The organism is Neobacillus sp. CF12, assembly GCF_030348765.1.
In the GTDB taxonomy this organism is placed as follows: Bacteria; Bacillota; Bacilli; order Bacillales; family Cytobacillaceae; genus Neobacillus.
Genome location: NZ_JAUCEU010000007.1, coordinates 38,633 through 63,205 on the forward strand (window position 1 = coordinate 38,633; position 24,573 = coordinate 63,205).

Consider the following 24,573-nt stretch of genomic DNA (forward strand, 5'->3'; position numbering starts at 1 on the left):
CATATATTTCAAATTTTTGGTGAATAATAGTAGCAAAATGATGAAATTCGGTGGTCCTCATGCAAAGTTTAATAAAAATCTTAGTTCCACGGCAACTATTCTTATTGCTGATTCTTTCAACAGGATTGCTAAATCATGTCATCTTGATTCCCAATCTTCTTCAGGCAGCAGGCAGGGATAGTTGGGTAAGCGTTATTGTTGCATATCCTATTTCTCTTTTATTTCTTTGGCTAATCTATTTTATTGTTAAAAATAGCCCGAATGAAGGGTTTTTTCAAATGATTAGGCAACGCCTGGGAAAGAGTTTATCGATTATACTATCGATTCCGGCCATTCTTTTTTTATTTATAAGTGCCTTTATTACTTTAAGGGACTTAATGATATGGTTAAAAGCCTACTTTCTCGGTGAAACTGCTGTTTTTATCATTAGTTTCATCCTCATTCTGGCATGTTTCTTAGTAACTCTTGCTGGTGTCAAATCAATGGCAATCTCGAGCGGACTTTTACTCCCCCTAGTTATGTTATTAGGAATATTTATTGCACTTACAAATACTACTGTTAAGGATCCGCGTCTCTTATTTCCAATATTTGTGGATGGATATGTTCCTGTTTTGAAAGGAGTAATTTATGTACTTTCCGGACTTCTTGAAATTTATATCGTGATATTGTTACAGCCATTCTCCCAGGAACAAATAAAATTTAAGCATTTGTTTATTTTATTGACTGCCTTAACAGGCTTAATTTTTGGCCCCCTTTCTGCTGCAATCATGGAGTTTGGCCCAACTGAAGCTGCCCATTTTAGGTATCCAGCATATGAACAGTGGCGTGTATTAAGCATAGGGGAGTATATTTCTCATTTAGATTTTTTCGCTTTATATCAATGGCTTGCTGGAGCATTAATTCGTATCGGTTTATTCATGTATCTTTTAGGCACATTTTTCTCCAAGAAAATGAAACATTACAGACTTAATCCGAAACTAGTTGGTGTCATCTATCTTATATTATTCGGACTGATGTTAATAAAAGTAGAATCTTATTATTTTTATTTTGCCATCTATAAATATTTTTTACCTGTCTGTATGATATTTTTCCTTCTTCAAATCCTGTTATCAGCGTTGATTGTTTCAGTATTAAAGAAAAGGGATGAAAAACAACATGGGAAAAACAATAAGCTCGAATCCCCTACGTAATGGAAGGTATAAGGAAAAAGGCGAAGAATTAAAAAAGCGATTTATGAAAAGTGATGACCTGCTTTGTAAAGTGCACCAATCTGATAAAGAACCATTTGAAATGATTTTTTTTGAAAGCTTAATTGACAGTCATTATTTAGATCAATATATTTTGCCAAAACTTGGATTACATCAACAAGGTACTGTCGAAAATAAGCTTAAATCTTTCTTTCAAGCAGAAGAGGTTATCTCTAAATCATTAGATGAATTATCTGATTTGCTTTTTGAAGGAAACGTACTATTCGTATTGGGGAATGCACTCTTAAGTATTAAAGCAGGTGACTTACCTAAACGAACACCTGAAGAATCAGCTCTCGAGACATCTATTAGAGGCCCAAAGGATGGATTTGTAGAGGATATAAAAACCAATATCTCTCTAATCCGCCGAAGACTTAACACCGAGTCATTATGTTTAGAGAAATACATGATTGGTAAAAGAAGTAGAACAAAAGTGGTTCTCATCTATATAGAAGATTTAATTGATCAGAGAGTTCTAGATGAAATCCATACAAGATTAGATAAAGTAGAACTAGATATATTGACTAGCATTTACGAGCTTGAAGCGTATGTTAGAGACAGGCCGTATTCCATTTTCCCAAGTATGGATTATACCGGGAGGCCAGACTTTATTGTTCAGGCGCTGAATCAAGGTCGATTTGCACTCTTGGTTGATGGGAATCCCAATGTCATTTTGGCTCCAGTGCATTTATTATTGCAGATCAAATCACCTGAGGACACTTACATCAGTTATGCATATGTTTCATTAGAAAGAATTATCAGGTTGTTGGGTGTATTTATATCTGCTTTTTTACCTGGGGCATGGATTGCCTTTTCTGCCTTTAATATAGAACAAGTTCCATATTTACTTGTTGCGACTATTTCAGTCTCGCGTTTTGGACTGCCCTTATCAACTCCCATAGAAATGTTTATTGTTCTTTTTTTGTTTGAACTATTTAATGAAGCAGGCGTCCGTCTGCCAAGAGCCATTGGTCAAACCGTAGCTGTGTTAGGAGGGTTAATTGTAGGGGACGCAGCCATTCGTGCCGGCTTAACCTCACCTACGATGCTGGTAGTGGCAGCTATTACCTATATTTCTTCATTTACCTTGGTGAATCAAAACTTAAGCACAGCGATTACAATCTTACGATTCGTGATAATTTTATTAAGTACTTTTTTTGGATTGTTTGGTGTCATTATAAGTTTTATTTTAACAACCTTTTATTTTTCCACCATTTCATCCTTTGGAGCTCCATATATAGGAGCAGTTTCATCTATCAGTGTGAAGGAATTTATCAAATCATTGTTCATGGCTCCACGTCAATTCTATAAATCGCGAACAACCATCACAAGCCCAGATGATCCAACAAGGGGTGGAGACCAATCATGAGAAGAATGTGGATTATACCCTTTATCACCGGATGTTTAATGTTTACTGGTTGTTCAGGTTTAAAAAATATTCAAGATTTAACATATATAGTGGCAATCGGACTGGATTATGATGAAGAAAAACAGGAATATACCGCCTATCTTCAAGGCTTAAATTTCGCTAATGTTGCGAAACAAGAGGGAGCTAAACCTATTGAACCCATCCCAATTTTTATCGCTTCAGCATCTGGAGAAACACTAAATTTAGCAGTAAGTAAGCTATATAAAAAGTCAGAGCCTCCTGTTTTTTTCGGCCATGTAGAAACACTTGTCTTGAGTAAAAGACTCGTCAAGCACCGCTTTAGAGAAGTAATTGAGGAAGTAGGCAGAAATCGGTCGTTACGGCACACGATGCGACTCATAACAACTGAAGAAAAGATACCAGATATTTTTAATATCAAAGCATTATTTAATTATCCAGCCGTTTATACGGTTCTCTATAAAAAAAATACTGACGAAATGTTTCAGGATGAAATAAAGCCAACAAGGTTAATGCATTTTTTAAGAGAATTTTATGAGCCGATGGGGGTGGCGAAACTGCCTTCTGTAAAGATTGATCATGATACCTGGAAGGCTGACAAAGACTATCCAGTGTTATATTTTGATGGATATGCTATTTTTCAAAAGCAAAAGTTTATGAAGGACCTTTCGATGAATGATGCTGTTTATATTAATTGGCTGTTAGAAAAGCGTGTCTCTATAGATCAAAAAGTGGAGGAAGATGAACAGCTTGTAGCTGCAGTTAAGCTTAGTTCGCCAAAAATGAAGATAAAATACGTAAAAGGAAAGACATCGCCAGAGTTTTCGATAGAAATATCTACACAAGCAGATTTGCTAGAAAAGATAAAAGATATTCCCATAGACAATTTAATCAAATTAATTGAAGCTGATATTAAAACGAAAGTAATGAGAATCTATAATGATGGTCTGGAAAAAAATACAGATCTATTAAACGTGGGTGAAAAATGGTATCGGGAACACCCGCAGCAGTATCGAAAGTTAATGAGAACATCAAACTTCTATTTAGATCAAAATTCCCTAAAAAACGTAAAAGTGGATGTACAGATATTTCATTTTAATACCTATAAATATGAGGAGAAAAGCTTTTAATAGTAGAAAATGGCTGTTTTTACATTTATTGTTGTTTATTGAACTTATTTAATTTTCGGGGCTTTTAAAAAAAGGGAGCTGCTTCGGACATGGTAGCTCCTGAATTCACCATTTAACCAGAGGATGGTAAAATTAGAACGATATAATCATTTTTTAGTAGAAAAAGAAATAACTAGATATATGGCTTATCTTCGGAAAGGAATGGATGATCGAATGCAAAAAATTTACTTAGATTACAATGCAAGCACTCCGTTGGCTCCTGAAGTGGTTGATGCGATGCAGCCCCTTTTGAATAATTATTATGGAAATCCATCGGCGCTACACTGGGCGGGAAAACCGGTGAAAGAGTTATTACATAAGGCTAGAAAACAAGTTTCGGACTTAATAGGCAGTTCTCCATGTGAGGTTACTTTTACTTCAGGTGGAAGTGAAGCTAATAACTTTGCTCTTAAAGGATTTTATTTTAAAAATCAACATAAAGGGAATCACATCATTACCTCGAGAATTGAGCACCCTGCCATTATCAATCCATGTAAGTTCCTTGAAAAAGTAGGGGCTAGGGTCACCTATGTAAGTGTTGACCAATATGGGAGAGTTTCTCCTGAAGAAATAGAAAGGGCAGTCACCAAGGATACGATTCTACTAACGATCATGCATTCTAATAATGAAACAGGTACCTTACAACCAATTGTAGAAATTGGGGAGATAGCTAAAAAATACGGAATAACTCTTCATACAGATGCTTCACAATCGGTCGGTAAGGTTCCAGTCGATGTGAATAATTTAAAAGTTGATATGCTAACAATTGCTGGCCATAAACTTTATGCACCTAAGGGAATCGGAGCCCTGTATATTCGCGATGGTGTGGACCTTGAACCGCTTATTCACGGGGCAGGACATGAAAAAGGACTACGTGCAGGCACGGAAAATACTTTATTGGCGGTTGGGTTAGGGAAGGCATGCGAAATGGCTTCTAATCATATGGGAAGTACGAAGCTAAAGGATTTGACCGATAATTTTTGGAAACAATTAAAGGATGTGTTTGGTGACCAGGTTGTCTTAAATGGACATCCAGAAGAAAGATTACCAAATACCTTGAATGTGAGTTTTGTTAGAAGGATTGGCCAAGACTTACTTGATGGTATCCCACAGCTTGCCGCCTCTACAGGTTCTGCCTGTCACGCTGGGAGCATTGAACTATCACCAGTCCTAAAGGAAATGAACGTACCCAAAGAAATTGGAATGGGTGCGATTCGATTTAGTTTAGGCAGGTATACGACGGAGGATGAAATAGATACCGTCATTAAAGGGTTTAAAGAAATCTTTTAACAATGATGAAAAATCTTATCTTGATTTCATGGTAGGATAACTAGAAAGGATATTCTGTCCCTTTAAATTCAATTATTTTGTATATAGGTTATATCTTGTTAAGATAGAATAATGACACTTGTATACATAAATGGGGGCAATTTTTGTGGAAATAGGTTTAAGCACGTTTGTAGAAACAACACCGGACGTTGATACCGGTAAAGTCATAAGTCATGCACAACGGATACGTGAAGTGGTAGAGGAAATTGTATTAGCCGATCAAGTAGGACTGGATGTCTTTGGAGTAGGGGAGCATCATCGTGAAGATTATGCTGCTTCATCACCTGCTGTTGTGCTTGCGGCTGCAGCATCTCAGACCAGCAGAATCCGTCTGACGAGTGCAGTTACGGTACTTTCTTCTGACGATCCAGTAAGGGTTTTTCAAGACTTTGCCACGCTGGACGCAATCTCGAATGGGCGGGCTGAAATCATGGCAGGCCGGGGATCCTTCATCGAATCGTTTCCTTTGTTTGGCTATGATTTAAAGGATTATGATCAGTTATTCGAAGAAAAACTGGATCTGCTGTTAAAAATAACGGCGTCTGAGAAAGTATCTTGGAGAGGTGAACATCGTCCAGCAATCAATAATTTGGGAGTATATCCAAGACCGGTTCAGGATCCACTGCCAGTGTGGATAGGTAGCGGCGGCAATCAAGAATCTGTCATTCGAGCAGGCTTGCTCGGATTGCCACTTGTGCTAGCTATCATAGGTGGAAGTCCTCAGCATTTTGCACCACTTGTTCAGTTATATAAAAAAGCAGCGGAACATGCTGGTCATGATGCTTCCAAGCTGCCAATTGCATCCCATTCACATGGGTTTGTTGGCGAAACCACGGATGAAGCGGCAACAAAATTTTTCCCGTCTACCCAACAGGCGATGAACAAGCTTGGACGTGAGCGTGGGTGGGGAAGATATGACCAAAATACCTTTGATGCTGCTCGTAGTCTACATGGTGCCTTGTACGTAGGTGATCCACAAACCGTTGCCGAGAAAATCATTAACTTGCGTAAAAATGTAGGTATCACACGTTTTATGCTCCACTGTCCTGTTGGAACCATGCCGCATGAGGATGTTATGAGGTCCATCGAATTGTTGGGGAAAGAAGTAGCACCAATCGTACGTGAAGAAGTGGCTAAGTGGGAAAAGGAAAACGAAAGAAATTTATAGTGCTTTCATTTCAAAGGGATTGTTCCCTTAAATGGACAATGAATAATAATTGGGTAACAATCCGGGGTGGATTGTTACCCAATTTCAGAATGATACATATCTGCGGTCACAATTCGAGGTGAATTATGCCCGAATTTTGTTAAAGAGCAAAGGTTGAGTAACAATTTTTTGTATTCCCCTTTATTTTCCCTTATTTCTCAGATATTCTTCAAATGTTATTTTTCCTAATTTTTGCTGTTCATTTGTATTCTTTCCCTTTAAAAAAGCCCTATAAAGTTTTCCAGGAAAAGAGAGATTTGCTACTTTATTTGATTCATTATTTACCTTAATTTTCAACTCTGCCATTTCTCTTAATGTTAGTATTTCTGGTCCACCAAAGTCATTTATTTTTCCCTTTGGAACATCGCCAATCAACTGAATTAAATGAGCTGCAAATTCACTGGTATCCACAGTTTGAAATTTAAAATCTCCAGGAACAAAGTATTTTTTAAAAAGTGGTTTGGATAGTAGTGAATTTTCAATAAAACTATGAAATTGTGTTGCACGTATGATTGTGTGTGGTACAGAACTATTTATTAATAGTTCTTCTGCCTGATATTTATACTTATAATAATTCATCGGTATATCTTCAATTCCAACAATGGATGGATAAATGAAATGTTTTATTTGCAGGTTCATATCCAAAAACTTACCGAAACCAATAACATCAACGTTTTTTGAATCCTTCATAGGACTTGTGGCTGCGTGAATGATAACATCAATATCGGTTATGGCATCTTTTAAACCTTCACCAGTCGAAAAATCACTATATACCCATTCAAATTGATTTATGTTCTGAGGTTTTCTTCTCGAGGTTATTTTGACCTGATAGTCCGTATTTTTCAGTTGTTTTAATAAAGCTAAACCTAACTGTCCCGTCGCACCAGTTATTAATACCTTCAAGTACACCCCTCCTGTTTTCCTCATTTGTCATCGTATTTTAATATTCATTCGAGATCAATAATATTCAAGCATTAAGAAACTTAACCTTCTGATATGTTATCAATAAAAAGGATTGTTTGAGTGGAACGTAGAAATAGATACCAGTAAGTTATGATTTTAAAGGAGAGATGGTCTTGTATTCGATGTACTAAAATAGATCTATGAAGTACATCTTCAAAAAAACTAATTTACCAAATGAAAGGGGAGTTACAAGTGAAACAAGCTTTACTCGTAATTGATGCCCAGCAGGAATTAATCGAGGGAAATGAAAATGAGAGTAGTGTATTTAAAAAAGAACAACTCTTGAATAATATTAACCTAGTAATAGATAAGGCAAAAGAATCGGATGCATTAGTGGCTTTTGTGAGAGATACGGATGTTGGTGGCGGTGAAGGTGAAGGGTTCCAAGTCCACCAGAATATTAACGTCCCACCCTTATCAATGATATTTGATAAAAAAGCAACAAATTCATTTCATGGTACACCTTTGCTAGCTTACTTGAAAGACAAGGGAATTGAACACCTAGTCATCATGGGATGTCAAACCGAATATTGCATTGATTCGGCAGTGAGAACTGCTACAATCAATGGTTTTGATGTAACATTAGTAGCAGATGGTCATTCAACTAGAGATTCATCCGTTTTAACTGCTGAACAAATCATAGGTCATCATAATAAAACATTACATGGGCATTATAATGTAGAAAATTTTGCAGTTGTTCGAAAAAGTGACGAAGATTTGTTTGAACCTATTCATAATAACTACAGATAGATTTAAAGGTCGATTAGAGTAGTAAGGGGCTAAGGGTATGTTGAAATTAAAATATCTATTTAATAATGTCGAATTAGCAGAAATGTTATTAAAAAATTGGGAATTTGATAAAGACTCTCTTGAATTGTTTAAGTATTACAGAATATCCTCAAACGCTATTTATCCATTTCGGGTTCAAGGTAAACCACAACTTTTGAGATTTTCACCCAATTCAGAGAAGTGCCGAGAAAATATATTAGCAGAACTTGAATTTATTTCTTACTTGCGTTCCAACCAATATGGAGTTTTAGAGTCGGTTCCATCCAAAAATGGAGAGGAACTTGTAGAAAAACAAACTCCCTGGGGCGAATACTATGCTTCAGTATTTAAAAGAGTTTCAGGTATACAAATAGCTGAAACGGATTTAAGTAATACAATTATATTCAATTATGGTAAAGCACTAGGTAAACTTCATCAGTTAACAAGTGAGTATGAACCTGAGAGATTCAAGAGATGGTCATACAGTGACGCGTTAAATTGGATGAAAAAGGTTCTAATGGATTTTCCACTTGAAACATCCGCTTTAGAGGAAATGAAATTACTAAAACATTATTTTGATTCAATTCCTATCACGAAAAGCAATTTTGGACTGATTCATTATGATTTTGAATTGGATAATGTATTTTATGATGAAAAGTCTCATTCTTGTAACGTGATTGATTTTGACGATTCCATGTACCACTGGTATGTGATGGATATTGAGCAAGCACTTGATAGTTTAAGAGAATCTATATCACCTGAAACTTTCCCCTTGATAAAACAAAGTTTTATGGACGGATATCGTAGTGAATATGATATCTCGGACGATATGATGTCATTAATTCCAGCTTGTAGACGATTTGCTAATTTATATGGTTATGTCCGGATATTAGTATCAATGAAAGAAAAGTGGGACAATGAGCCCCAATGGTTAACAAATTTAAGAGAAAAATTGGCAAAGAATATGAAAAACAAATCTTCTTGTTTTGGGACGGAAATAGAATAATCTTGCCTTAATGGCAAGGGATAGTTTGGCGTAAATTGTAAATAAAATATTGACTCAAGAAAGATTATTGAATAGACTATTGTTAATTATCAAATAAAGGCAATGAAGAGAAAAAGTAAAATGACTTGTTTTTCACCAGAGAGCTTCGGCAGCTGAAAAGAAGCAAAAGCATTCATTTGAACAATGGTCTCTGAGCTTCGTACTGAACATACTTATTGTATTAGTAGGATACGACGAGTTTTGGCACTCGTTATCAATGTCACAGTATAAAAGTAGGAATTGATACTCCGTACTTGTTGAGGCAAATGGTGTGAACCGTTTGCGAATTAAGGTGGTACCGCGTGGGAAATTCAAACCTCGTCCTTAACTATTACAGTTAAGCGAGGTTTTTTTGTGTTCCAAAATAAATTTATAGTCGGAGGTTTTTAGTTATGAGTATTTTTATTGGCGGAGCATGGGCATATGCGAACGGCTCATTGCATTTAGGTCATATTTCAAGTTTGTTACCTGGGGACATTCTTGCGAGATATTACCGATTAAAAGGTGAGAAGGTTTTATATGTATCAGGCAGCGATTGCAATGGAACACCGATTACAGTTAGAGCGAAACAAGAAGGTGTTTCACCAAAAGTGATTGCAGATCGTTACCATAAAGAATTTGAAGATTGTTTTTCAAAATTAGGATTTTCATACGACACTTATACCAGAACCGATACAGAACATCATCATGAAATTGTCCAAGAGATATTTTTAGGGTTACTTGAAAAAGGATTAATTTACAAAAAGGAAATCGAACAAACTTATTGCGATCACTGTGAACAGTTCTTACCTGACCGTTATGTTGAAGGCATTTGTCCTGTTTGCAAAGAGCCTTCGCGTGGGGATCAATGCGATCATTGTTCAACCATTTTAGAACCGCTTGAATTACTTGAAAGAAAATGCAAAATTTGTGGAAACGAACCTACTACAAGATTTACAGAGCATTTTTACTTTTCTTTAAGCTCTTACCAAACTCTTTTGGAAAACTATACTCAAGAAGCGGAACATAAGAATTTTTGGAGAGAGAATGCCATTTCTCTTACTAAACGGTACCTAAAGGAAGGTCTTCAAGATAGAGCTGTTTCAAGAGATTTACCTATTGGGGTAAGTGTTCCGGTTGCTGGATATGAAGATAAGAAAATCTACGTTTGGATTGAGGCGGTCTCAGGATACTATACAGCAAGTAAACTGTGGGAGAAGGAAACAAGTAATGATGATTCTATCTTTTGGAATTCTACAGCTAAATCTTATTATATTCATGGGAAAGATAATATACCATTTCATTCAATCATATGGGCTGGGATTCTTGCTGGTCTTGAAATAGAGCCATTACCAACACATATTGTTTCAAATGAGTATTTAACTTTAGAAAAGAAAAAATTATCTACAAGTAAAAACTGGGCTGTTTGGGTTCCAGATATACTAGATCGATACGAACCAGATTCCATACGCTATTTCTTAACCATTAATGCACCTGAGAACCGAGATGCTGATTTTTCTTGGAAAGAATTCATATACAGCCATAATAGTGAACTATTAGGGGCGTATGGAAACTTCGTAAATCGTACCTTAAAATTTATTCAAAAATCCTTTGATGGTGTTCTTCCTGAAAAGGATATATCTTCAAATATCCAGGATAAAATAAATACGTTATACAAGGAAGTAGGGTATTGTATTGAAAATGGTTCATTCAAACTAGGATTAGAAAAAATATTTGAGATCGTTAGATTTTCGAATAAGTACTTTGATGAACAACAACCTTGGAAACAAATAAAGGATGATACGGAATCGTGCAAACAAACATTGGCAGATTGCGTTTATCTTATTGGAAATTTAGCTCATATCCTTACCCCGTTCCTTCCTTTTTCAAGCAAAAAAGTCATGGGAATGATAAACACAACCGAAAGCCAATGGAGAGCGTTTTCGGTTAAATCGCAGCATTTATCGAATGTGGAACCATTGTTTGAACGAATTGAGCCTGTTAGGATTCAGGAAGAACTAGAAAGGTTAAACATGCAAACGGATATAGGATAAAGGATAACTAGTTATCCAATACCGTAAATTGAACAAAACCAGCAAGATAGACTTACCAACTTAAATACCATATACTATCAAATAGTAAAAAAACTATGAACTTAGGGTGAATTTCATGAATAACTTTACGCGGGTTTTTCAGGGGACTGCTTTTATGAGTAAGTCTCCAATAGAAATATATATCTTAAAAGATCATCTTTTTTGTGTGAATGAAAGTGGAAGGATTGAAAAGGTAGTAGCCCCTGAAGACGCGAAATATCAAACGATTCTAGATGTTAACCAGGATAAACTTCAGCGATTAAAAGAAGGTCAATATATATTACCGGGTTTTGTTGATTTGCATGTTCATGCACCGCAATGGGCACAAACAGGGACGGCATTGGATATTCCCCTGTATGATTGGCTAAACACATACACTTTTCCACTAGAAGCAAAATTCTCAGACTTGGATTTTGCCCAAAAAGTCTACCAAGATGGCGTTAGTACGCTTCTCGCAAACGGCACAACAACGGCACTTTATTTTGCTACGGTTCATAAAGAAGCAAGCCTATTACTAGCACAAATTTGTGCGGAAAAGGGTCAGCGCGGTTTAGTGGGGAAGGTGGTTATGGATAATCCTGACCAAACGTCAGAAATTTACCGAGATGTTAATACGCAAACGGCATTAAAGGATACCGAAGAATTCATTTTGGCAGTCAATGACTTATCTCGAAAAACGAAACAAGGTGTTTACCCTGTTGTTACACCACGCTTTATCCCAAGTTGTACGGACGATGCCTTGAGAGGTTTGGGGGAGTTAGCGGCCAAATATGATACTTATATTCAGTCGCACTGTAGTGAAAGTGATTGGGAGCATGGCTATGTCCAAGATCGTTTCCAAAAAAATGATGCCTTCGCTTTACATGATTTTGGACTTCTACGTGAAAAGTCGGTGATGGCGCATTGCAATTTCTTAAATGATGAAGACGCCGATTTATTTCGTGAAACCGGTACGGCTGTTTGCCACTGTCCCATCTCAAATGCTTACTTTGCCAATAGCGTGATTCCCATCGCTCATTTGCATTCAAAAGGGGTAGAGATTGGTTTGGGATCCGACATTTCAGGCGGTTTCTCACCTAGTCTTTATGATAATGCCAGGCAAGCAGTTATTTCTTCAAGAATGCTAGAGGATGGTGTGAATACCACGCTTCCGGCTGATGAACGAGGTGTTCCAAATTCACGCATTACGATTAATGAGGCGTTCTATTTTGCAACTGCCGGCGGAGGAGAAAGCTTAAGCATGCCAATCGGCCGCTTAACAGAAAACTATGCATGGGATGTTCAAATCATCGATACAACTGTAGCAACAGCAAAACTTCCTATCTATACAGAAAATGAGGATTTAAATGACGTCTTCCAAAAAATCATGTATTTAGTTCGTCCAGAAAATATCTGTGAAGTTTGGGTGCAAGGTGTAAAAGTACATTCACGCTAGTATTTTAACAGGTTCGGTTTCTAAATGTTGTATAGATGCCTATCAAGTTCTGCAATAATTTGATAGGCTTTTTTTGGAAAATAAAAGTCGACAAATTATGGTAATTTTAAAGTATAATGTCATTATTAAAGGATTCAGATGAAGAGATATGAAAGGTAAAGAAAATGAGTATAATAAAGGATTTTTTGCTGCAGCTTACGTTTATGCTAATACCCATATTTATTTACTATACATTTATTACAGAGAGGGTAGAGAATGATAAAAATAGAAAAGTAATCATGACCATTTTATGGGGAATATCAATAATAGCATGCATGTCCTTTCCAGTAGTTTTTGGTCAAAATGCTCGTTTGGAGTTAAGAATTATTCCGCTTTTATTGGGGACGTTATATGGCGGATTTTTGCCAGGGATTTTTCTATCAGTACTAATCATCCTTTATCGACTCTATTTTGGAGTAGATTTAGGATTCTATAATACTGTTGCTGCCTTATTATTAACACTGCCTGTTATGTTATTGTTTCAAAAAAAGTTTGCAAGTTCGAAAAAAGATATAAGGGTAAAAATTGCTGTAACGTTTTCCTTTTATTACTGCCTTATTGGCCTAACAATGTTCGGTATTCTAAGAGGTTTTTCCTTAGAGTATCTTATCGTTCCGATTATTCATCTTATTTTTGCAGTGGTTGTGACTTGGTGCTTCACGATGTTAATTGAAGCAATCAGGGAGATACACCAGCTGCGATTAGAGATGCAAAATACGGAAAAATTACGAGTAATAGGTGAGTTAACAAGTGTCTTCGCTCATGAAATTAGAAATCCGATGCAAGTGACTCGTGGCTTTCTACAACTTCTAGACGAGCCTGATCTTCCTGATAAAAAGAAGGAATATATCCAAATATCCCTAGAAGAATTAGACCGTGCAGATGAAATTATTAATGATTTTCTATTCTTTGGAAAACCATCAATGAATAACAACGAAAGAATCGACGTAGGGTATCAGTTAAAACGTGTAGTAAATATCATTCAAAGTTATACACTTAACCGTAATGTTGAGATTAAAACGGATCTTATTGATAACTGCTGGATTTATGCTAATCCTCAAAAATTGAACCAGTCTGTGATTAATATTTTGAAAAACGCGATAGAGTCTATGCCGACTGGTGGAATTGTTTGGATTACGTGTACATCAACGTATGATGGATATATTAAGATTACCATTAAGGACCAAGGAATTGGTATGACAAAAAAGCAAATTGATATGCTAGGGTCTCCGTATTATTCCTTAAAGGAAAATGGGACAGGATTAGGAATGATGGTAAGTTTTCAAATTATCCATTCTTTCAAAGGGAAAATACAAGTGAACAGCAAAAAAGGTATTGGGACAGAAATTTTTATTCTTTTACCCCAAATAACCTAAATAATGGCTCAGTTATGTGGAACTGGGCTTTTAACTTTTTGTGCATAATAAGATTGTTACACCCATATTTGAGGAGGACTAGAATGCAACAAAATCAACTAGCTAAACAAAATGTAGGTTCTATTATGAAGCAAGAATTTGCCGGAACAGATGCACAAAAGGTAAAGCAAGAAATTAAAAGAGATGTAGGCCAGGGACAAGGTGCTATGACGTCTCGAGAGGCAGGAGCCATGCAAAAATAAAAAACCACATGAGTGGTTTTTTATTTTTGGCTTCTAATAAATTTAAGTATAAGAATATGGCAAGTGTGAATACCACCTGCCATAATATGCCCTTCATTATGAAAGTAACCGAAAACGTGAATTGGCACTTGTGTTTATCTTATAATTGTAGATATCGAGTCATTTTGTGTAGATAGATCAAATAAAGAAGGCAACAGCCAAATAGAAAAATATTGAAATTACCCCTCCGATCACAGAAACCTTCAATTTATACCGAGCATATTCAACAATCGGTAAATCCATAATGGAAGCAGTCGTAATGGTGGTATCTCCTAAAGGGGAAGCCAATGCCCCGAAAGCCCCACTTGCAAATACTGCACCCACAGTTAAAGGAATGGAAGCTCCAGTTGAGACTGCCAATGAAACGCCTAATGGCATAAACAAACCCCAAGTTCCCCATGATGAACCAATAAAGTAGCCTACAACCGAGCCGAGTAGGAAGATCGTTGCTGGAGTTAACCATGCTGGTAAGAATGCACCTAAGGTTGAACTAATAAAGGAGGAAAAACCCAGGTCCTCTGCTGATAGGGTTAAGGACCAAATCAGCACGAGCAGACTAATCGCTTCCATCATCTGATTCCCGCCATCATAAAAATGGTACAATAGCTCACTAAGATGTTGCCGTCTTATAATATAAAAAATGAACGATAGGATCAGTGTGATAAAAACTGCTAATAGCATAACAAAGGTAGCATCTGCGATAGAAAAGGCATCGAATACCGTTTTTGCTCCTTTACTTTTACCATCCTGCCACAATAGAAATAGTGAAAGTCCTAGAAGTAAAAAGACAGGTACAATTAAATTCCACGGTTGTGCTTTTACCATCGACAATTCTTTTTTAATCCCAATCCGGTGAAATTCATGCTCTTCTTCTTCCAGCTGCTCTTGGACACCTTTTACATTCGGATCCCTCTCACTACGATTCCAAAAGGTTTGGATCAATCCAATGACTAGCGTGGTAATCGCAAAAAAGTTAAACAGAATACTTAGTAAAAACACTTCATACGGCGACATACCAAAATCCAAATCTCGAATACTGCCTTCTACTAAGGAAACCATGAAACCAACAAATGCGGTCGCAACTGGTAAGAGGACAATGACCGACTCTGTTGATATATCCATTGTCAGTCCAACTTTTTGCTTTGAGACATTCATTTTTTTTGCAAGCGATTTAACGACAGGTCCAATCATCATAATCCGAAACATCGGCATCATAAAGGTAAAAGGGAGGGTAAGCCAGATCAATCCAAGTAATCCACGCTCATTTTTAATCTTCGTCCCAACCCATTCAGAAAAACCTTTAATCCCACCTGAAATATTCATCATCCCCACAAGACCACCAAATAAGTAGAGAAATCCGATAATTTTAATATTCGTCTCATCTGACAGGGTAGTGACCATATAGGTAACACTTTGGATTGTTCCATCTAATAAACTTGAAGTGAAAATCAATGAACCTACAACAAGACCTACGACAAGACCAGGTAAAATATTTTTTAGCCAAATCGACATGGCAATGACGATAAGAAAGGGTATGAGAGAAAGCCAAGTATGTTCCATGTTCTTCCTCCTACTATTTAATACCGTTATTGTTTGAACTCCTTCACATAAATACTCATAAAAAATGGTCAAACTAATATTCAGAAAAGACTATCATTTGAAAGATAAGTATATATAAAATATAATATATATAAATCATATATATTATTAACTATAGTTAATGGGAGGTAACCATGGATGTAATTGAATTTAAAAATATCATCTGGAGTTATACCAGGCAAATAAATGAACGAACGAATAATTTAATTAACACTTTGTGTGATCACCATGGGATAACCACATTGCAAGGTAGAATCCTATTAGAAATACAGCAGCACGGTTCTCATACGATTGGCAGCTTAGCCTCCCGGCTGCATATTGCCGGAACTAACATTTCTACGATGTGTAAAAAGCTTGAAAGTAAAGGATTTATCGTCCGGGTAAGAGATGAAGGCGATGAGAGAGTGGTCAAAGTAGCTCTTTCAGAAAAGGGAAATAGTGTTGTTGAAGAGATTAATCAAGGATTAATTGAGAAAATATCGCTTTCTATTCAAGGGGAAACAGACGATTCACTGAAAGATATCATTAATGGTCTCAATAAGTTGAATAAATTGCTGGAAAAAATGGACTAAACGATAAATACAAAAGGAGAAATGCCTAATGTGGGAAGGAATTGTTTCAACCTATGCATCGATGCTAGATTGGCAGATGTGGGCGGAGGTGTTGACCTCACCAAAAGCTTGGGGGTTAATCCTTTCTTTAGCCGTACTCGAATGTATCTTATCAGCGGATAATGCCTTAGTATTATCTGCGTTTGTAAAGCCATTACCAAAGGAGCAGCAAAAGAAGGCATTGGTTTATGGACTCTGGGGTGCATATATATTCCGATTCATCTTTATCGGATTAGGAACTTTTTTAATCAAATTATGGTGGATTAAATTAATCGGAGCCCTATACTTGTTATGGCTAGCAGTTAAATTCTTTAAAGATAAGCTACTTCACAAGGAAGCAGGAGATGGGGAAGGACAAGTACTGCCAAAGGGCTGGTTAGTGAAAACATTTGGTTTCTTCTGGGCAACGGTGATTAGTGTAGAACTAATGGATTTAGCCTTTTCAGTTGATAGCATCTTGACCGCACTCGCAGTATCTGAAGATGTATGGGTCATCTTACTCGGAGGAATGATTGGGATACTACTTATGCGGGGTGTGGCAACATTCTTTATCGCATTAATGGACAGGGTGCCTGAGCTTGAAACAACGGCCTACATTTTGATCTCTTTTATTGCGATTAAAATGGGATTAACGTTGGTGAATATTCATATTGCGAACGAAATTTTTATCGGCTTCTTGGTTTTATCATTTATTGTGACATTCATTATTCATTATATTCGTAAATCGAGAGCAGAAAAGTACTCTCATTAAGATGGTGTTATTAACCGAAAAAGCTGCACTCATTTTTAAGAGAAATGACATATGAAAAGGGTTATATTAGGGCCAACAATAAAGGATGATTGAGCGGAGCTTGATATTTCAAGCTTCTTTTTTTTGCCCAAAAAGAGGATAAAGCATGGATGGAAATTAATCTTTAATAAAAGTTATAAAAAGTGACATAAATATTCCTCTGATTCGACTAATTTATGAGTATAAAAAATTGGAGGAAAAATGGAGTTGACCAGCGGATGAATAGCAACAAAATCTCGGAGTGGTATTACTTGTACAACAAAGACATATACCATTTTTTAGTTTATTACATCGGGTCAAGCGATGTAGAAGATCTGGTGCAGGAAGTTTTTATCCGAGCCATTAAAGGTTTTGATACGTATCAGCAAAAAGCTAGCCCTAAGACCTGGCTTATTTCAATTGCGCGTCATGTGGGAATAGATGAAATGAGAAAAAGGAAGCGTCTAAGGATGAAACAAATGATTTGGTTCCGGGATGAGCAATTGGATAAGGAAACACCTGAGAAAATTCTTCAACTCAATGAAAATAACAAATTACTCTATCAAGCGATTCAATCACTAAAAGCAAATTATCGTGATGTTATCATCCTTAGAGGGATTAAAGAACTTTCAGTATCTGAAACAGCCTCCGTATTAAATTGGAAAGAAGATAAGGTTCGAACTACCTATCATCGTGCGTTAAAGTCACTACAAAAAACTATAGGAGGATTTTCTCAATGAAAAGGAATAAAAAGTTTGATGATTTAGAGAATAAAATTCGAACATTACCAGAACCAGATTATGATAGGAAATTTACGAAAGAAACCCAAGATATCATTCATGAAAACCTAATACAATTTGCAAGTTCATATGATAAGAAGAAAACAAGAACTGTAAAAATGAAAAAGATTTCAATAGGTTTAGCAAGTATTGCTGCATTTTTGTTATTCGCCATTCTTACTATTCCGATATTGGGTCTGAATTCAAATCAACAAGGGCAACCAGGTAAAGGAGAAACTACAGTAGATAAAAACATTGATAAAGAGGATACGGATCAAAATGAACCTGAAGTAAATCTTTATGAAAATGCTGAATTTGGATTTACTTTTACATTACCAAAAAGTTGGGAGGGCTACCAAATTGTAGCGGATTCTTGGGAAGGTATAGCTCCTGATCAAAAACAAATGGAAAATGGTAAAATCCTTTTAATAAGACATCCTGAATGGACGGAGGCAAAACCGCGACAAGATATTCCGATTATGATTTTTACTCTTAAACAATGGTCTTCATTAGAAAAGGGGGAATTTCATATTGGTGCAGCACCGATTGGGCCAAAAATGCTGGGACAAAATAATGAATATGTTTTCGCGCTTCCAGCAAGATATAACTTTGCTTTTCTAGAAGGATATGAAGAAGTAGAAACTATATTAGAAAACAAACCAATTCAACCGAAAAATGTAGAGAAAGATTCATCCAAAAATGATTAACGTCTTACTGACTTGATGAACTTATTGAGTTTATTGAGGCTTTAGATGAAGAGTGAACTGGATAATAAACGGGACAACTCGCTGCAAATATGCTGCGAGTTTTAATTTATTTTGGTAATCGTAATATTTTACAGTAATTAGTAAAGTGTAATAATCCTAGCATAAAAAGAATAGTGTGATATAATTACTTGTGTTTTTTAAGAACGTGTTTCACAACTACGATAAAATAGAAACTAGGGGAAAAAGATATGGAACGTGAGAATACAAAAGGTATTTACTATACGGCAGGTGCATATATATTTTGGGGAGTTTTACCGATCTACTGGAAATTTATAGATCAAGTTTCAGCACTTGAAATTTTAGCTCATCGAGTCATTTGGTCGTTTATATTTATTTTACTGATAGTAGGACTTTTAAAGCGAAAACTATTAAAAAACTTTTTTCAAGTTCAAATGAAACAGAAGAAAACATGGCTGGGTCTCTTACTTGCTTCTCTGTTAATTAGTACGAACTGGTTCGTTTACATATTTGCTGTGAATTCGAATCACATCGTGGAGGCAAGTTTAGGCTACTTTATTAATCCGCTTGTCGCTGTATTGTTAGGTTTTTTTGTATTAGGTGAAAAATTGAATATGTGGCAGGCAGGTTCCTTTGTGGTAGCCGGAATCGGTGTGATTTACATGACGCTATCGCTTGGAACATTCCCATGGATTGCGCTAATATTAGCCTTATCCTTCGGTTTTTATGGACTATCAAAAAAACTAATAAAGGTAGATTCCATTTTAGGCTTGCTGCTGGAAACATTGTTTATTGTACCGTTTGCATTATTGTTTTTAGCGTATTTAGGTGTAAATGGTCAACATAGCTTCGCATCCGGGTCTCTTAAAAATGATTTGTTTTTATTAGGATCAGGTATTGCTACAGCCTTGCCTCTTTTATGGTTTGGTATCGGGGCACAAAAGATTCCACTTTACCTTGTGGGCTTGCTACAATATATTGCTCCGACCATTAGTTTACTTCTTGGAGTACTAATATACGGGGAGTCTTTTACAAAGGATCATGCTATTACTTTTACATGCATTTGGATTGCATTGGCAATCTTCAGCATCTCCAATATACGTCAGATGATAAAAAAACGAAAAATTTCAGCAGTAGCAACAAATGTAAAAAGCGTTTAGAAAAGGTAACCTTGTGTTACCTTTTTTATTTGGGAATAGGCTTTTTGGCTGAGGCATACTTTTAATAGAAACTTCCTAAAAAAGGATGAACGATTTTCCTAATTTAGACGTAACATCTGTAGGTGTAAATTATCAACATAGGTTAGATAAATAAATGAAAAAGGACGTTGAGAGTGATGGGGAAAGAGCTGGAAGTGATAGTACAAGGGCAATTTCCGTTAGCGGCAACGTTAACGATCCCAGAAGGAAGAAATGAAAAATACCCTTTGGTTGTTATGGTACATGGAAGTGGTCCAACCGATCGAGATTCGAATGCTAAAGGAATGCCTATGAATATTTTTAAGCAATTAAGTGATGTAGTAGTTTCAGAAGGATTTGCCAGTATTCGTTATGATAAAAGGGGTGTGGGTGCGAGTAAAGGGGACTATTACGAAACGGGAGTGCACGATTTAATCAACGATGCACGTGCTGTCGTAGAATTTGCCAAAAAGCATCCAAACATATACTCAGAGAATGTGATTTTACTAGGACACAGTGAAGGAAGTATAATCGCACCATTCTTAAATGAAAAAGTTGCAGTAGATGGAATGATTCTTCTAGCAGGCACTGCCGAACCTTTAGAAGAAACCATGACCTGGCAACGTGAGGAAATAATGAAGGATGTAAGATCTGTTAAAGGATTTCAAGGATGGTTGCTTCGATTATTAAAAGTAGATGAAAAAATTACAAAAATGAATGAAGACTTAATACAGGCACTACTTGCATCGGATGAGCCGGTGATAAAGTACAAAGGGAAAAAAATTAACGCGAAATGGAATCGAGAGCATATACATTTTGACGTATCAAAACCGTTACAAAATATCACTTGTCCTGTTCTTGCTATTACTGGTACAAAAGATGTAAATGTAAAGGTTAGCGACTTAGAAAAAATCAAGTCACTGGTTCAAGGTGACTGTGAAACACATATTATTCAAGATATGACACACATGCTTCGTAAAACGGATGTGGAATACAGCTTTAGCAAAATCATGAATAATAATAAAAAATCACTTAAACACCCGATTGATGCTGAATTAAAAGAAAAGATTATTCTTTGGTTACAAAACTGGAAGAATAGACAGGTGAAAATTGATCAAAATGAAATGCTGGTAAAATAATGATAAATGAAAAAATGAGTAGGGACACCTGTCCTTACTCATTTTTTTGCCATATGTTCTGTTTTGGTAAGTTAATTAGGAAAGCTCAGTTTCCGGTTTCACCCAAAGCTGAGACCAAGTCTCTATTTCTCGTAAAATCGGTTCTAGTGAGTGACCTTTTTTCGTTAAGGAGTACTCAATAATGACGGGTGTTTCAGGTATAACCTCACGTTTCACGATACCATGTTGTTCTAAATCCTTTAAACGATCAGATAATACTTTTCCGCTTATGCCAATAGCAGACTGAATTTCTGTAAACCGTTGTGAACCAGATAGTAGCTGATAAATAACTAATGCACTCCATCTTTGGCTGAGTAGGGAGATGGCTTTTTCGAATTTTGGACATATCGTAGGTTGTTTCATACTACATTACACCTCTCTTATTAATAGTATACCACAAAGTGTTATTCGTTAACAAAAGTAAACTTAATTACTTGACAATATATAATAACATTAATACACTTACTTACATAAAGTAACCGAATATCATTCGTAAATAGCTGACAGATTACGAATTTCATAAATAAATGTCAATCATAAAATAAATGACTCTAGGAGGGTTATCATGGGATTTCACACAAAACCAACTACATTTGTGGGGCATGTCAAAATTAAGGTAGAAAATTTACAGCGTTCATTAATATTTTATCAAGACGTTCTTGGTTTCGATCTTTTAGAACAAACCATTTCAACAGTAAAACTAACAAGTGATGGAAAAACTAGTATTTTATCACTTGAACAACCTGATAATGTCATTCCAAAACAGGGAAGAACAACTGGCTTATATCATTTCGCAATCCTACTTCCAAAAAGAGTAGATTTAGCCAATATTGTGATTCACTTGGTGAACAAGGGGATAAAATTTGGGTCTTCAGATCACCTTGTAAGTGAGGCATTGTATTTAAATGATCCAGATGGAAACGGTATTGAAATTTATATCGATCGGGATCCTTCTGAATGGAGCTGGAAAGGCCAAGAAGTGGCTATGACGGTCGATCCACTAGATTTTGAGAATCTTTTGACTACTGTTAAACCAGGTGAAAAGTGGCAGGGTATGCCAGAAGGAACGGTAATGGGTCATATTCATTTACATGTTTCTGAATTGAAAAAGACAGAAGAATTTTATGTAAAAGGACTTGGATTTGATGTGGTCAATCGATATGGCGGGCAGGCGCTATTCCTTTCCGCTGGAAAGTACCACCATCATATTGGGGTCAATACTTGGAATGGCGTAGGGGCACCAACTCCTTCCGTAAATAGTGTAGGTATAGAATCTTTTACACTCATTTTGCCTAATGAAGAGGCACGTAACAAATGCGTATCAAATTTGAAAAAGATTGGTGCGAAAGTTATGGACGTAAACCATTCACTAATAACTTATGATCCTTCTGGAAACCAAGTCGTGTTAGCAGTTTAAGATAAGGAGGACGCATAGTGTCTACTAGTAATCAAAACGGCATTGAAATAGGGATTTACACACTTGCAGATATCGGAACGGATCCTCATACAGGAAAAAAAATAACACACAAACAACGAATAAATGAAATGATTCAAGCAGCAAAGCTTGCGGATGAAGCTGGTCTCGATGTTTTTGGAGTAGGGGAACATCATCGATTGGACTATGCTTCCTCATCACCTGCAGTCATTTTAGCTGCTATTGCACAAGCAACAAATCGGATTAAACTAACCAGTACTACAAGTGTCTTAAGTACGCTTGACCCAGTGCGCTTATTCGAGGATTTTGCAACATTGGATTTGCTTTCAGATGGTCGTGCAGAAATCTTAGCTGGTCGAGGAGCATTTATAGAATCATTCCCGCTTTTTGGATACAGTACCAACGATTATGATGAGCTTTTTACAGAACATATGGAATTGCTATTGCAACTAAATAAAAATGAAAGAGTCACTTGGTCGGGTGATTTTCGTTCTCCCCTAAGAAATGCTGAAATTTCACCACGACCAATTCAAGAGCAAATACCGATTTGGATTGGTGTTGGCGGGACGCCTGAGAGTGCCATCCGCGCTGGTAGATTTGGGGTTGGTATGGCACTGGCCATTTTAGGGGGAGATCCCATTCGGTTTAAACCGCTTGTGGACCTTTATCGTCAGGCAGGAATGGAGGCAGGATATTCACCGGAATTATTAAAAGTGGGGGTAACAGGCCATGCTTTCATTGCTGAAACAACTCAGCAAGCCAAAGACGAGTTCTTTCCTTATTATTCAAACTATTGGTCGTATGTGAATCGCCAAAGAGGAATGGGCTCAAGGATGTCGAGGACAGATTTCGAGCATATGGCAAGTCCTAAAACCGCTTTGTTCGTAGGAAGTCCACAGCAAATCGTGGAGAAGGTTCTTCATCAGCATGAGCTTTTTGGTCATACACGTTTTCTAGCTCAAGTGGATATAGGCGGACTACCTTTTAATAAAGTAGCGAAAAACATTGAATTATTAGCAACTGAGGTTGCCCCACTGATTAAAAAGGCAAAGATTAAATAATGAATTGGAGGAAATCAACATGTAAATTGCAATTGTTGGAGCAAGTGGAAAAGCAGGAAGTCTGATAGTGAATGAAGCAGTAAGCAGAGGGCATAACGTAACAGCGATTGTTAGAAATGCTTCTAAACTACAAGATAAAAATACAGCAGTCATTGAGAAAGATGTTTTCGATTTAACAGCTGATGATTTAACCACGTTTGATGTTGTTGTAAATGCTTTTGGAGCTCCGCTTGGAGAGGAACAAGCACATGTGGATGCAGGTCATGCGTTAATCGAGGCGTTAAAAGGAACGAGAACAAGATTATTGGTTGTCGGAGGAGCGGGAAGTCTGTTTGTCGACGTAAACAAAACAGTAAAATTGATTGATACTCCAGAATTTCCAGATTTCGTTAAACCAACGGCGAAAGGTCAAGGCAGGAACTTGGAAGAATTACAGAGTACAACTGACTTAACATGGACATTTGTTAGTCCTTCGGCTGTATTTGATGCGGAAGGAGAAAGAACAGGTTCTTATCAGTCAGGAAAGGACCACCTTCTTGTTAATACCAAAGGGGAAAGTTATATAAGCTATGCTGATTTTGCCCTAGCAGTAGTAGATGAAGTTGAAAATCCTAAGCATCTAAACCAAAGATTTACGGTTGTTGGTGAATAATAAAATCTTCCATTGTAAAGAGTCCCAAGACTTTATGTCTTGGGGCTCTTATTATTTACCTTCATCGTCATTGTCCATTTGATCCCAACGAGGTTTTCCTTCACGTTCCAGCTGATCATTTAACGCTTGCCAAGCTTTTTCCATTTCTCGTTCAAGTTTAATTTTGGAATAGATCCGATCAAAGAGTATCGTAGCTACTAAACTTCCTATAATTGCCCAAACATATATCATAGTAGTATTCTCCTAGTGAATAATATCTACTAGATTT

Annotated in this window: 24 protein-coding genes and 1 other annotated feature; of the genes, 20 read left to right on the forward strand and 4 right to left on the reverse strand. The window is 36.6% G+C overall.

Annotated elements, in window-relative coordinates; genetic code table 11:
- The first annotated feature begins 59 nt into the window (after positions 1-59).
- The 5 genes from QUG14_RS00265 to QUG14_RS00285 all read left to right on the forward strand — a co-directional run bounded on the left by QUG14_RS00265 (position 60) and on the right by QUG14_RS00285 (position 6,300).
- Positions 60-1,190, forward strand: coding sequence for a GerAB/ArcD/ProY family transporter (locus QUG14_RS00265; protein ID WP_289338422.1), 1,131 nt, complete (start codon positions 60-62; stop codon positions 1,188-1,190).
- On the forward strand, positions 1,156-2,616 hold the full coding sequence (locus tag QUG14_RS00270; protein WP_289338423.1) for a spore germination protein: 1,461 nt from the start codon (positions 1,156-1,158) through the stop codon (positions 2,614-2,616). The genes QUG14_RS00265 and QUG14_RS00270 overlap by 35 nt, the downstream gene beginning before the upstream one ends.
- Positions 2,613-3,764: a Ger(x)C family spore germination protein gene (locus tag QUG14_RS00275; RefSeq protein WP_289338424.1), complete on the forward strand. Its 1,152-nt coding sequence runs from the start codon at positions 2,613-2,615 to the stop codon at positions 3,762-3,764. The genes QUG14_RS00270 and QUG14_RS00275 overlap by 4 nt, the downstream gene beginning before the upstream one ends.
- A 213-nt stretch (positions 3,765-3,977) precedes the next feature.
- Positions 3,978-5,093 (forward strand): cysteine desulfurase family protein, encoded by a 1,116-nt coding sequence (locus QUG14_RS00280; protein ID WP_289338425.1) that lies wholly within the window; start codon positions 3,978-3,980, stop codon positions 5,091-5,093.
- A gap of 145 nt (positions 5,094-5,238) precedes the next feature.
- Positions 5,239-6,300 (forward strand): LLM class flavin-dependent oxidoreductase, encoded by a 1,062-nt coding sequence (locus QUG14_RS00285; RefSeq protein ID WP_289338426.1) that lies wholly within the window; start codon positions 5,239-5,241, stop codon positions 6,298-6,300.
- 180 nt (positions 6,301-6,480) lie between these two features.
- Here the strand turns inward: QUG14_RS00285 and QUG14_RS00290 are convergent, their stop codons facing one another.
- Positions 6,481-7,248, reverse strand: coding sequence for an SDR family oxidoreductase (locus tag QUG14_RS00290; RefSeq protein ID WP_483310690.1), 768 nt, complete (start codon positions 7,246-7,248; stop codon positions 6,481-6,483).
- Between the two features lie 246 nt (positions 7,249-7,494).
- On the opposite strand from QUG14_RS00290, the gene QUG14_RS00295 reads away from it, so the two are divergent.
- The 6 genes from QUG14_RS00295 to QUG14_RS00320 all read left to right on the forward strand — a co-directional run bounded on the left by QUG14_RS00295 (position 7,495) and on the right by QUG14_RS00320 (position 14,279).
- Positions 7,495-8,052 carry a cysteine hydrolase family protein gene (locus tag QUG14_RS00295; RefSeq protein WP_289338428.1) on the forward strand — a complete coding sequence of 186 codons (558 nt, stop codon included), beginning with the start codon at positions 7,495-7,497 and terminating at the stop codon, positions 8,050-8,052.
- A 37-nt stretch (positions 8,053-8,089) separates the two neighbouring features.
- Positions 8,090-9,076: a phosphotransferase enzyme family protein gene (locus QUG14_RS00300; RefSeq protein ID WP_289338429.1), complete on the forward strand. Its 987-nt coding sequence runs from the start codon at positions 8,090-8,092 to the stop codon at positions 9,074-9,076.
- Positions 9,077-9,169: 93 nt separating this feature from the next.
- Positions 9,170-9,444: a binding site (T-box leader), on the forward strand.
- 63 nt (positions 9,445-9,507) lie between these two features.
- Positions 9,508-11,148 (forward strand): methionine--tRNA ligase, encoded by a 1,641-nt coding sequence (metG, locus tag QUG14_RS00305; RefSeq protein ID WP_289338430.1) that lies wholly within the window; start codon positions 9,508-9,510, stop codon positions 11,146-11,148.
- Between the two features lie 115 nt (positions 11,149-11,263).
- Entirely contained in the window at positions 11,264-12,622 is a 1,359-nt protein-coding gene (gene guaD / locus QUG14_RS00310; protein ID WP_289338431.1) for a guanine deaminase, read from the forward strand.
- Between the two features lie 164 nt (positions 12,623-12,786).
- A complete protein-coding gene (locus QUG14_RS00315; RefSeq protein ID WP_289338432.1) occupies positions 12,787-14,037 on the forward strand; it encodes an ATP-binding protein in 1,251 nt (416 codons plus the stop codon).
- Positions 14,038-14,120: 83 nt separating this feature from the next.
- A complete protein-coding gene (locus QUG14_RS00320; RefSeq protein ID WP_289338433.1) occupies positions 14,121-14,279 on the forward strand; it encodes a hypothetical protein in 159 nt (52 codons plus the stop codon).
- A gap of 177 nt (positions 14,280-14,456) precedes the next feature.
- Here QUG14_RS00320 and QUG14_RS00325 read toward each other — a convergent pair whose 3' ends face one another.
- Entirely contained in the window at positions 14,457-15,878 is a 1,422-nt protein-coding gene (locus tag QUG14_RS00325; protein ID WP_289338434.1) for a Na+/H+ antiporter NhaC family protein, read from the reverse strand.
- A gap of 173 nt (positions 15,879-16,051) precedes the next feature.
- Here QUG14_RS00325 and QUG14_RS00330 point away from each other — a divergent pair, with 173 nt between their 5' ends.
- The 6 genes from QUG14_RS00330 to QUG14_RS00355 all read left to right on the forward strand — a co-directional run bounded on the left by QUG14_RS00330 (position 16,052) and on the right by QUG14_RS00355 (position 21,118).
- Positions 16,052-16,489: a MarR family winged helix-turn-helix transcriptional regulator gene (locus tag QUG14_RS00330; RefSeq protein ID WP_289338435.1), complete on the forward strand. Its 438-nt coding sequence runs from the start codon at positions 16,052-16,054 to the stop codon at positions 16,487-16,489.
- A 28-nt stretch (positions 16,490-16,517) separates the two neighbouring features.
- The gene (locus QUG14_RS00335) at positions 16,518-17,279 is read left to right on the forward strand and encodes a TerC family protein (protein WP_289338436.1); all 762 of its coding nucleotides are present in this window, start codon (positions 16,518-16,520) and stop codon (positions 17,277-17,279) included.
- A gap of 257 nt (positions 17,280-17,536) precedes the next feature.
- Positions 17,537-18,037, forward strand: a complete 501-nt coding sequence (locus QUG14_RS00340; protein WP_289338437.1) for an RNA polymerase sigma factor — start codon at positions 17,537-17,539, stop codon at positions 18,035-18,037.
- Positions 18,034-18,783: a hypothetical protein gene (locus QUG14_RS00345; RefSeq protein WP_289338438.1), complete on the forward strand. Its 750-nt coding sequence runs from the start codon at positions 18,034-18,036 to the stop codon at positions 18,781-18,783. The genes QUG14_RS00340 and QUG14_RS00345 overlap by 4 nt, the downstream gene beginning before the upstream one ends.
- Positions 18,784-19,031: 248 nt before the next feature.
- Positions 19,032-19,961: an EamA family transporter RarD gene (rarD, locus tag QUG14_RS00350; RefSeq protein ID WP_289338439.1), complete on the forward strand. Its 930-nt coding sequence runs from the start codon at positions 19,032-19,034 to the stop codon at positions 19,959-19,961.
- A 176-nt stretch (positions 19,962-20,137) separates the two neighbouring features.
- Entirely contained in the window at positions 20,138-21,118 is a 981-nt protein-coding gene (locus QUG14_RS00355; RefSeq protein ID WP_289338440.1) for an alpha/beta hydrolase family protein, read from the forward strand.
- Between the two features lie 75 nt (positions 21,119-21,193).
- On the opposite strand, the gene QUG14_RS00360 is transcribed toward QUG14_RS00355, so the two are convergent.
- Positions 21,194-21,520 carry a winged helix-turn-helix transcriptional regulator gene (locus tag QUG14_RS00360; RefSeq protein ID WP_289338441.1) on the reverse strand — a complete coding sequence of 109 codons (327 nt, stop codon included), beginning with the start codon at positions 21,518-21,520 and terminating at the stop codon, positions 21,194-21,196.
- Positions 21,521-21,722: 202 nt separating this feature from the next.
- Between QUG14_RS00360 and QUG14_RS00365 the strand changes: the two genes are divergently transcribed.
- From QUG14_RS00365 to QUG14_RS00375, 3 genes are read left to right on the forward strand one after another with little or no spacing between them, the layout of a single operon-like run.
- Positions 21,723-22,574, forward strand: a complete 852-nt coding sequence (locus tag QUG14_RS00365; RefSeq protein ID WP_289338442.1) for a VOC family protein — start codon at positions 21,723-21,725, stop codon at positions 22,572-22,574.
- 17 nt (positions 22,575-22,591) lie between these two features.
- Positions 22,592-23,653 (forward strand): LLM class flavin-dependent oxidoreductase, encoded by a 1,062-nt coding sequence (locus QUG14_RS00370; RefSeq protein WP_289338443.1) that lies wholly within the window; start codon positions 22,592-22,594, stop codon positions 23,651-23,653.
- Positions 23,654-23,678: 25 nt separating this feature from the next.
- The gene (locus tag QUG14_RS00375) at positions 23,679-24,305 is read left to right on the forward strand and encodes an NAD(P)-dependent oxidoreductase (protein ID WP_289344032.1); all 627 of its coding nucleotides are present in this window, start codon (positions 23,679-23,681) and stop codon (positions 24,303-24,305) included.
- Positions 24,306-24,356: 51 nt separating this feature from the next.
- Here the strand turns inward: QUG14_RS00375 and QUG14_RS00380 are convergent, their stop codons facing one another.
- Entirely contained in the window at positions 24,357-24,536 is a 180-nt protein-coding gene (locus tag QUG14_RS00380; RefSeq protein ID WP_289338444.1) for a hypothetical protein, read from the reverse strand.
- Positions 24,537-24,573: the final 37 nt, after the last annotated feature.

What these genes read in the sequence shown, in the direction of transcription:
- QUG14_RS00360 (WP_289338441.1), bottom strand. Translation starts at nt 21,520, where the DNA reads ATGAAACAACCTACGATATGTCCAAAATTCGAAAAAGCCATCTCCCTA.
- QUG14_RS00340 (WP_289338437.1), top strand. Translation starts at nt 17,537, where the DNA reads ATGAATAGCAACAAAATCTCGGAGTGGTATTACTTGTACAACAAAGAC.
- QUG14_RS00335 (WP_289338436.1), top strand. Translation starts at nt 16,518, where the DNA reads ATGTGGGAAGGAATTGTTTCAACCTATGCATCGATGCTAGATTGGCAG.
- QUG14_RS00300 (WP_289338429.1), top strand. Translation starts at nt 8,090, where the DNA reads ATGTTGAAATTAAAATATCTATTTAATAATGTCGAATTAGCAGAAATG.
- guaD (WP_289338431.1), top strand. Translation starts at nt 11,264, where the DNA reads ATGAATAACTTTACGCGGGTTTTTCAGGGGACTGCTTTTATGAGTAAG.
- QUG14_RS00355 (WP_289338440.1), top strand. Translation starts at nt 20,138, where the DNA reads ATGGGGAAAGAGCTGGAAGTGATAGTACAAGGGCAATTTCCGTTAGCG.
- QUG14_RS00265 (WP_289338422.1), top strand. Translation starts at nt 60, where the DNA reads ATGCAAAGTTTAATAAAAATCTTAGTTCCACGGCAACTATTCTTATTG.
- QUG14_RS00275 (WP_289338424.1), top strand. Translation starts at nt 2,613, where the DNA reads ATGAGAAGAATGTGGATTATACCCTTTATCACCGGATGTTTAATGTTT.
- QUG14_RS00280 (WP_289338425.1), top strand. Translation starts at nt 3,978, where the DNA reads ATGCAAAAAATTTACTTAGATTACAATGCAAGCACTCCGTTGGCTCCT.
- QUG14_RS00270 (WP_289338423.1), top strand. Translation starts at nt 1,156, where the DNA reads ATGGGAAAAACAATAAGCTCGAATCCCCTACGTAATGGAAGGTATAAG.
- QUG14_RS00380 (WP_289338444.1), bottom strand. Translation starts at nt 24,536, where the DNA reads ATGATATATGTTTGGGCAATTATAGGAAGTTTAGTAGCTACGATACTC.
- QUG14_RS00315 (WP_289338432.1), top strand. Translation starts at nt 12,787, where the DNA reads ATGAGTATAATAAAGGATTTTTTGCTGCAGCTTACGTTTATGCTAATA.
- QUG14_RS00330 (WP_289338435.1), top strand. Translation starts at nt 16,052, where the DNA reads ATGGATGTAATTGAATTTAAAAATATCATCTGGAGTTATACCAGGCAA.
- metG (WP_289338430.1), top strand. Translation starts at nt 9,508, where the DNA reads ATGAGTATTTTTATTGGCGGAGCATGGGCATATGCGAACGGCTCATTG.
- rarD (WP_289338439.1), top strand. Translation starts at nt 19,032, where the DNA reads ATGGAACGTGAGAATACAAAAGGTATTTACTATACGGCAGGTGCATAT.
- QUG14_RS00365 (WP_289338442.1), top strand. Translation starts at nt 21,723, where the DNA reads ATGGGATTTCACACAAAACCAACTACATTTGTGGGGCATGTCAAAATT.
- QUG14_RS00345 (WP_289338438.1), top strand. Translation starts at nt 18,034, where the DNA reads ATGAAAAGGAATAAAAAGTTTGATGATTTAGAGAATAAAATTCGAACA.
- QUG14_RS00325 (WP_289338434.1), bottom strand. Translation starts at nt 15,878, where the DNA reads ATGGAACATACTTGGCTTTCTCTCATACCCTTTCTTATCGTCATTGCC.
- QUG14_RS00320 (WP_289338433.1), top strand. Translation starts at nt 14,121, where the DNA reads ATGCAACAAAATCAACTAGCTAAACAAAATGTAGGTTCTATTATGAAG.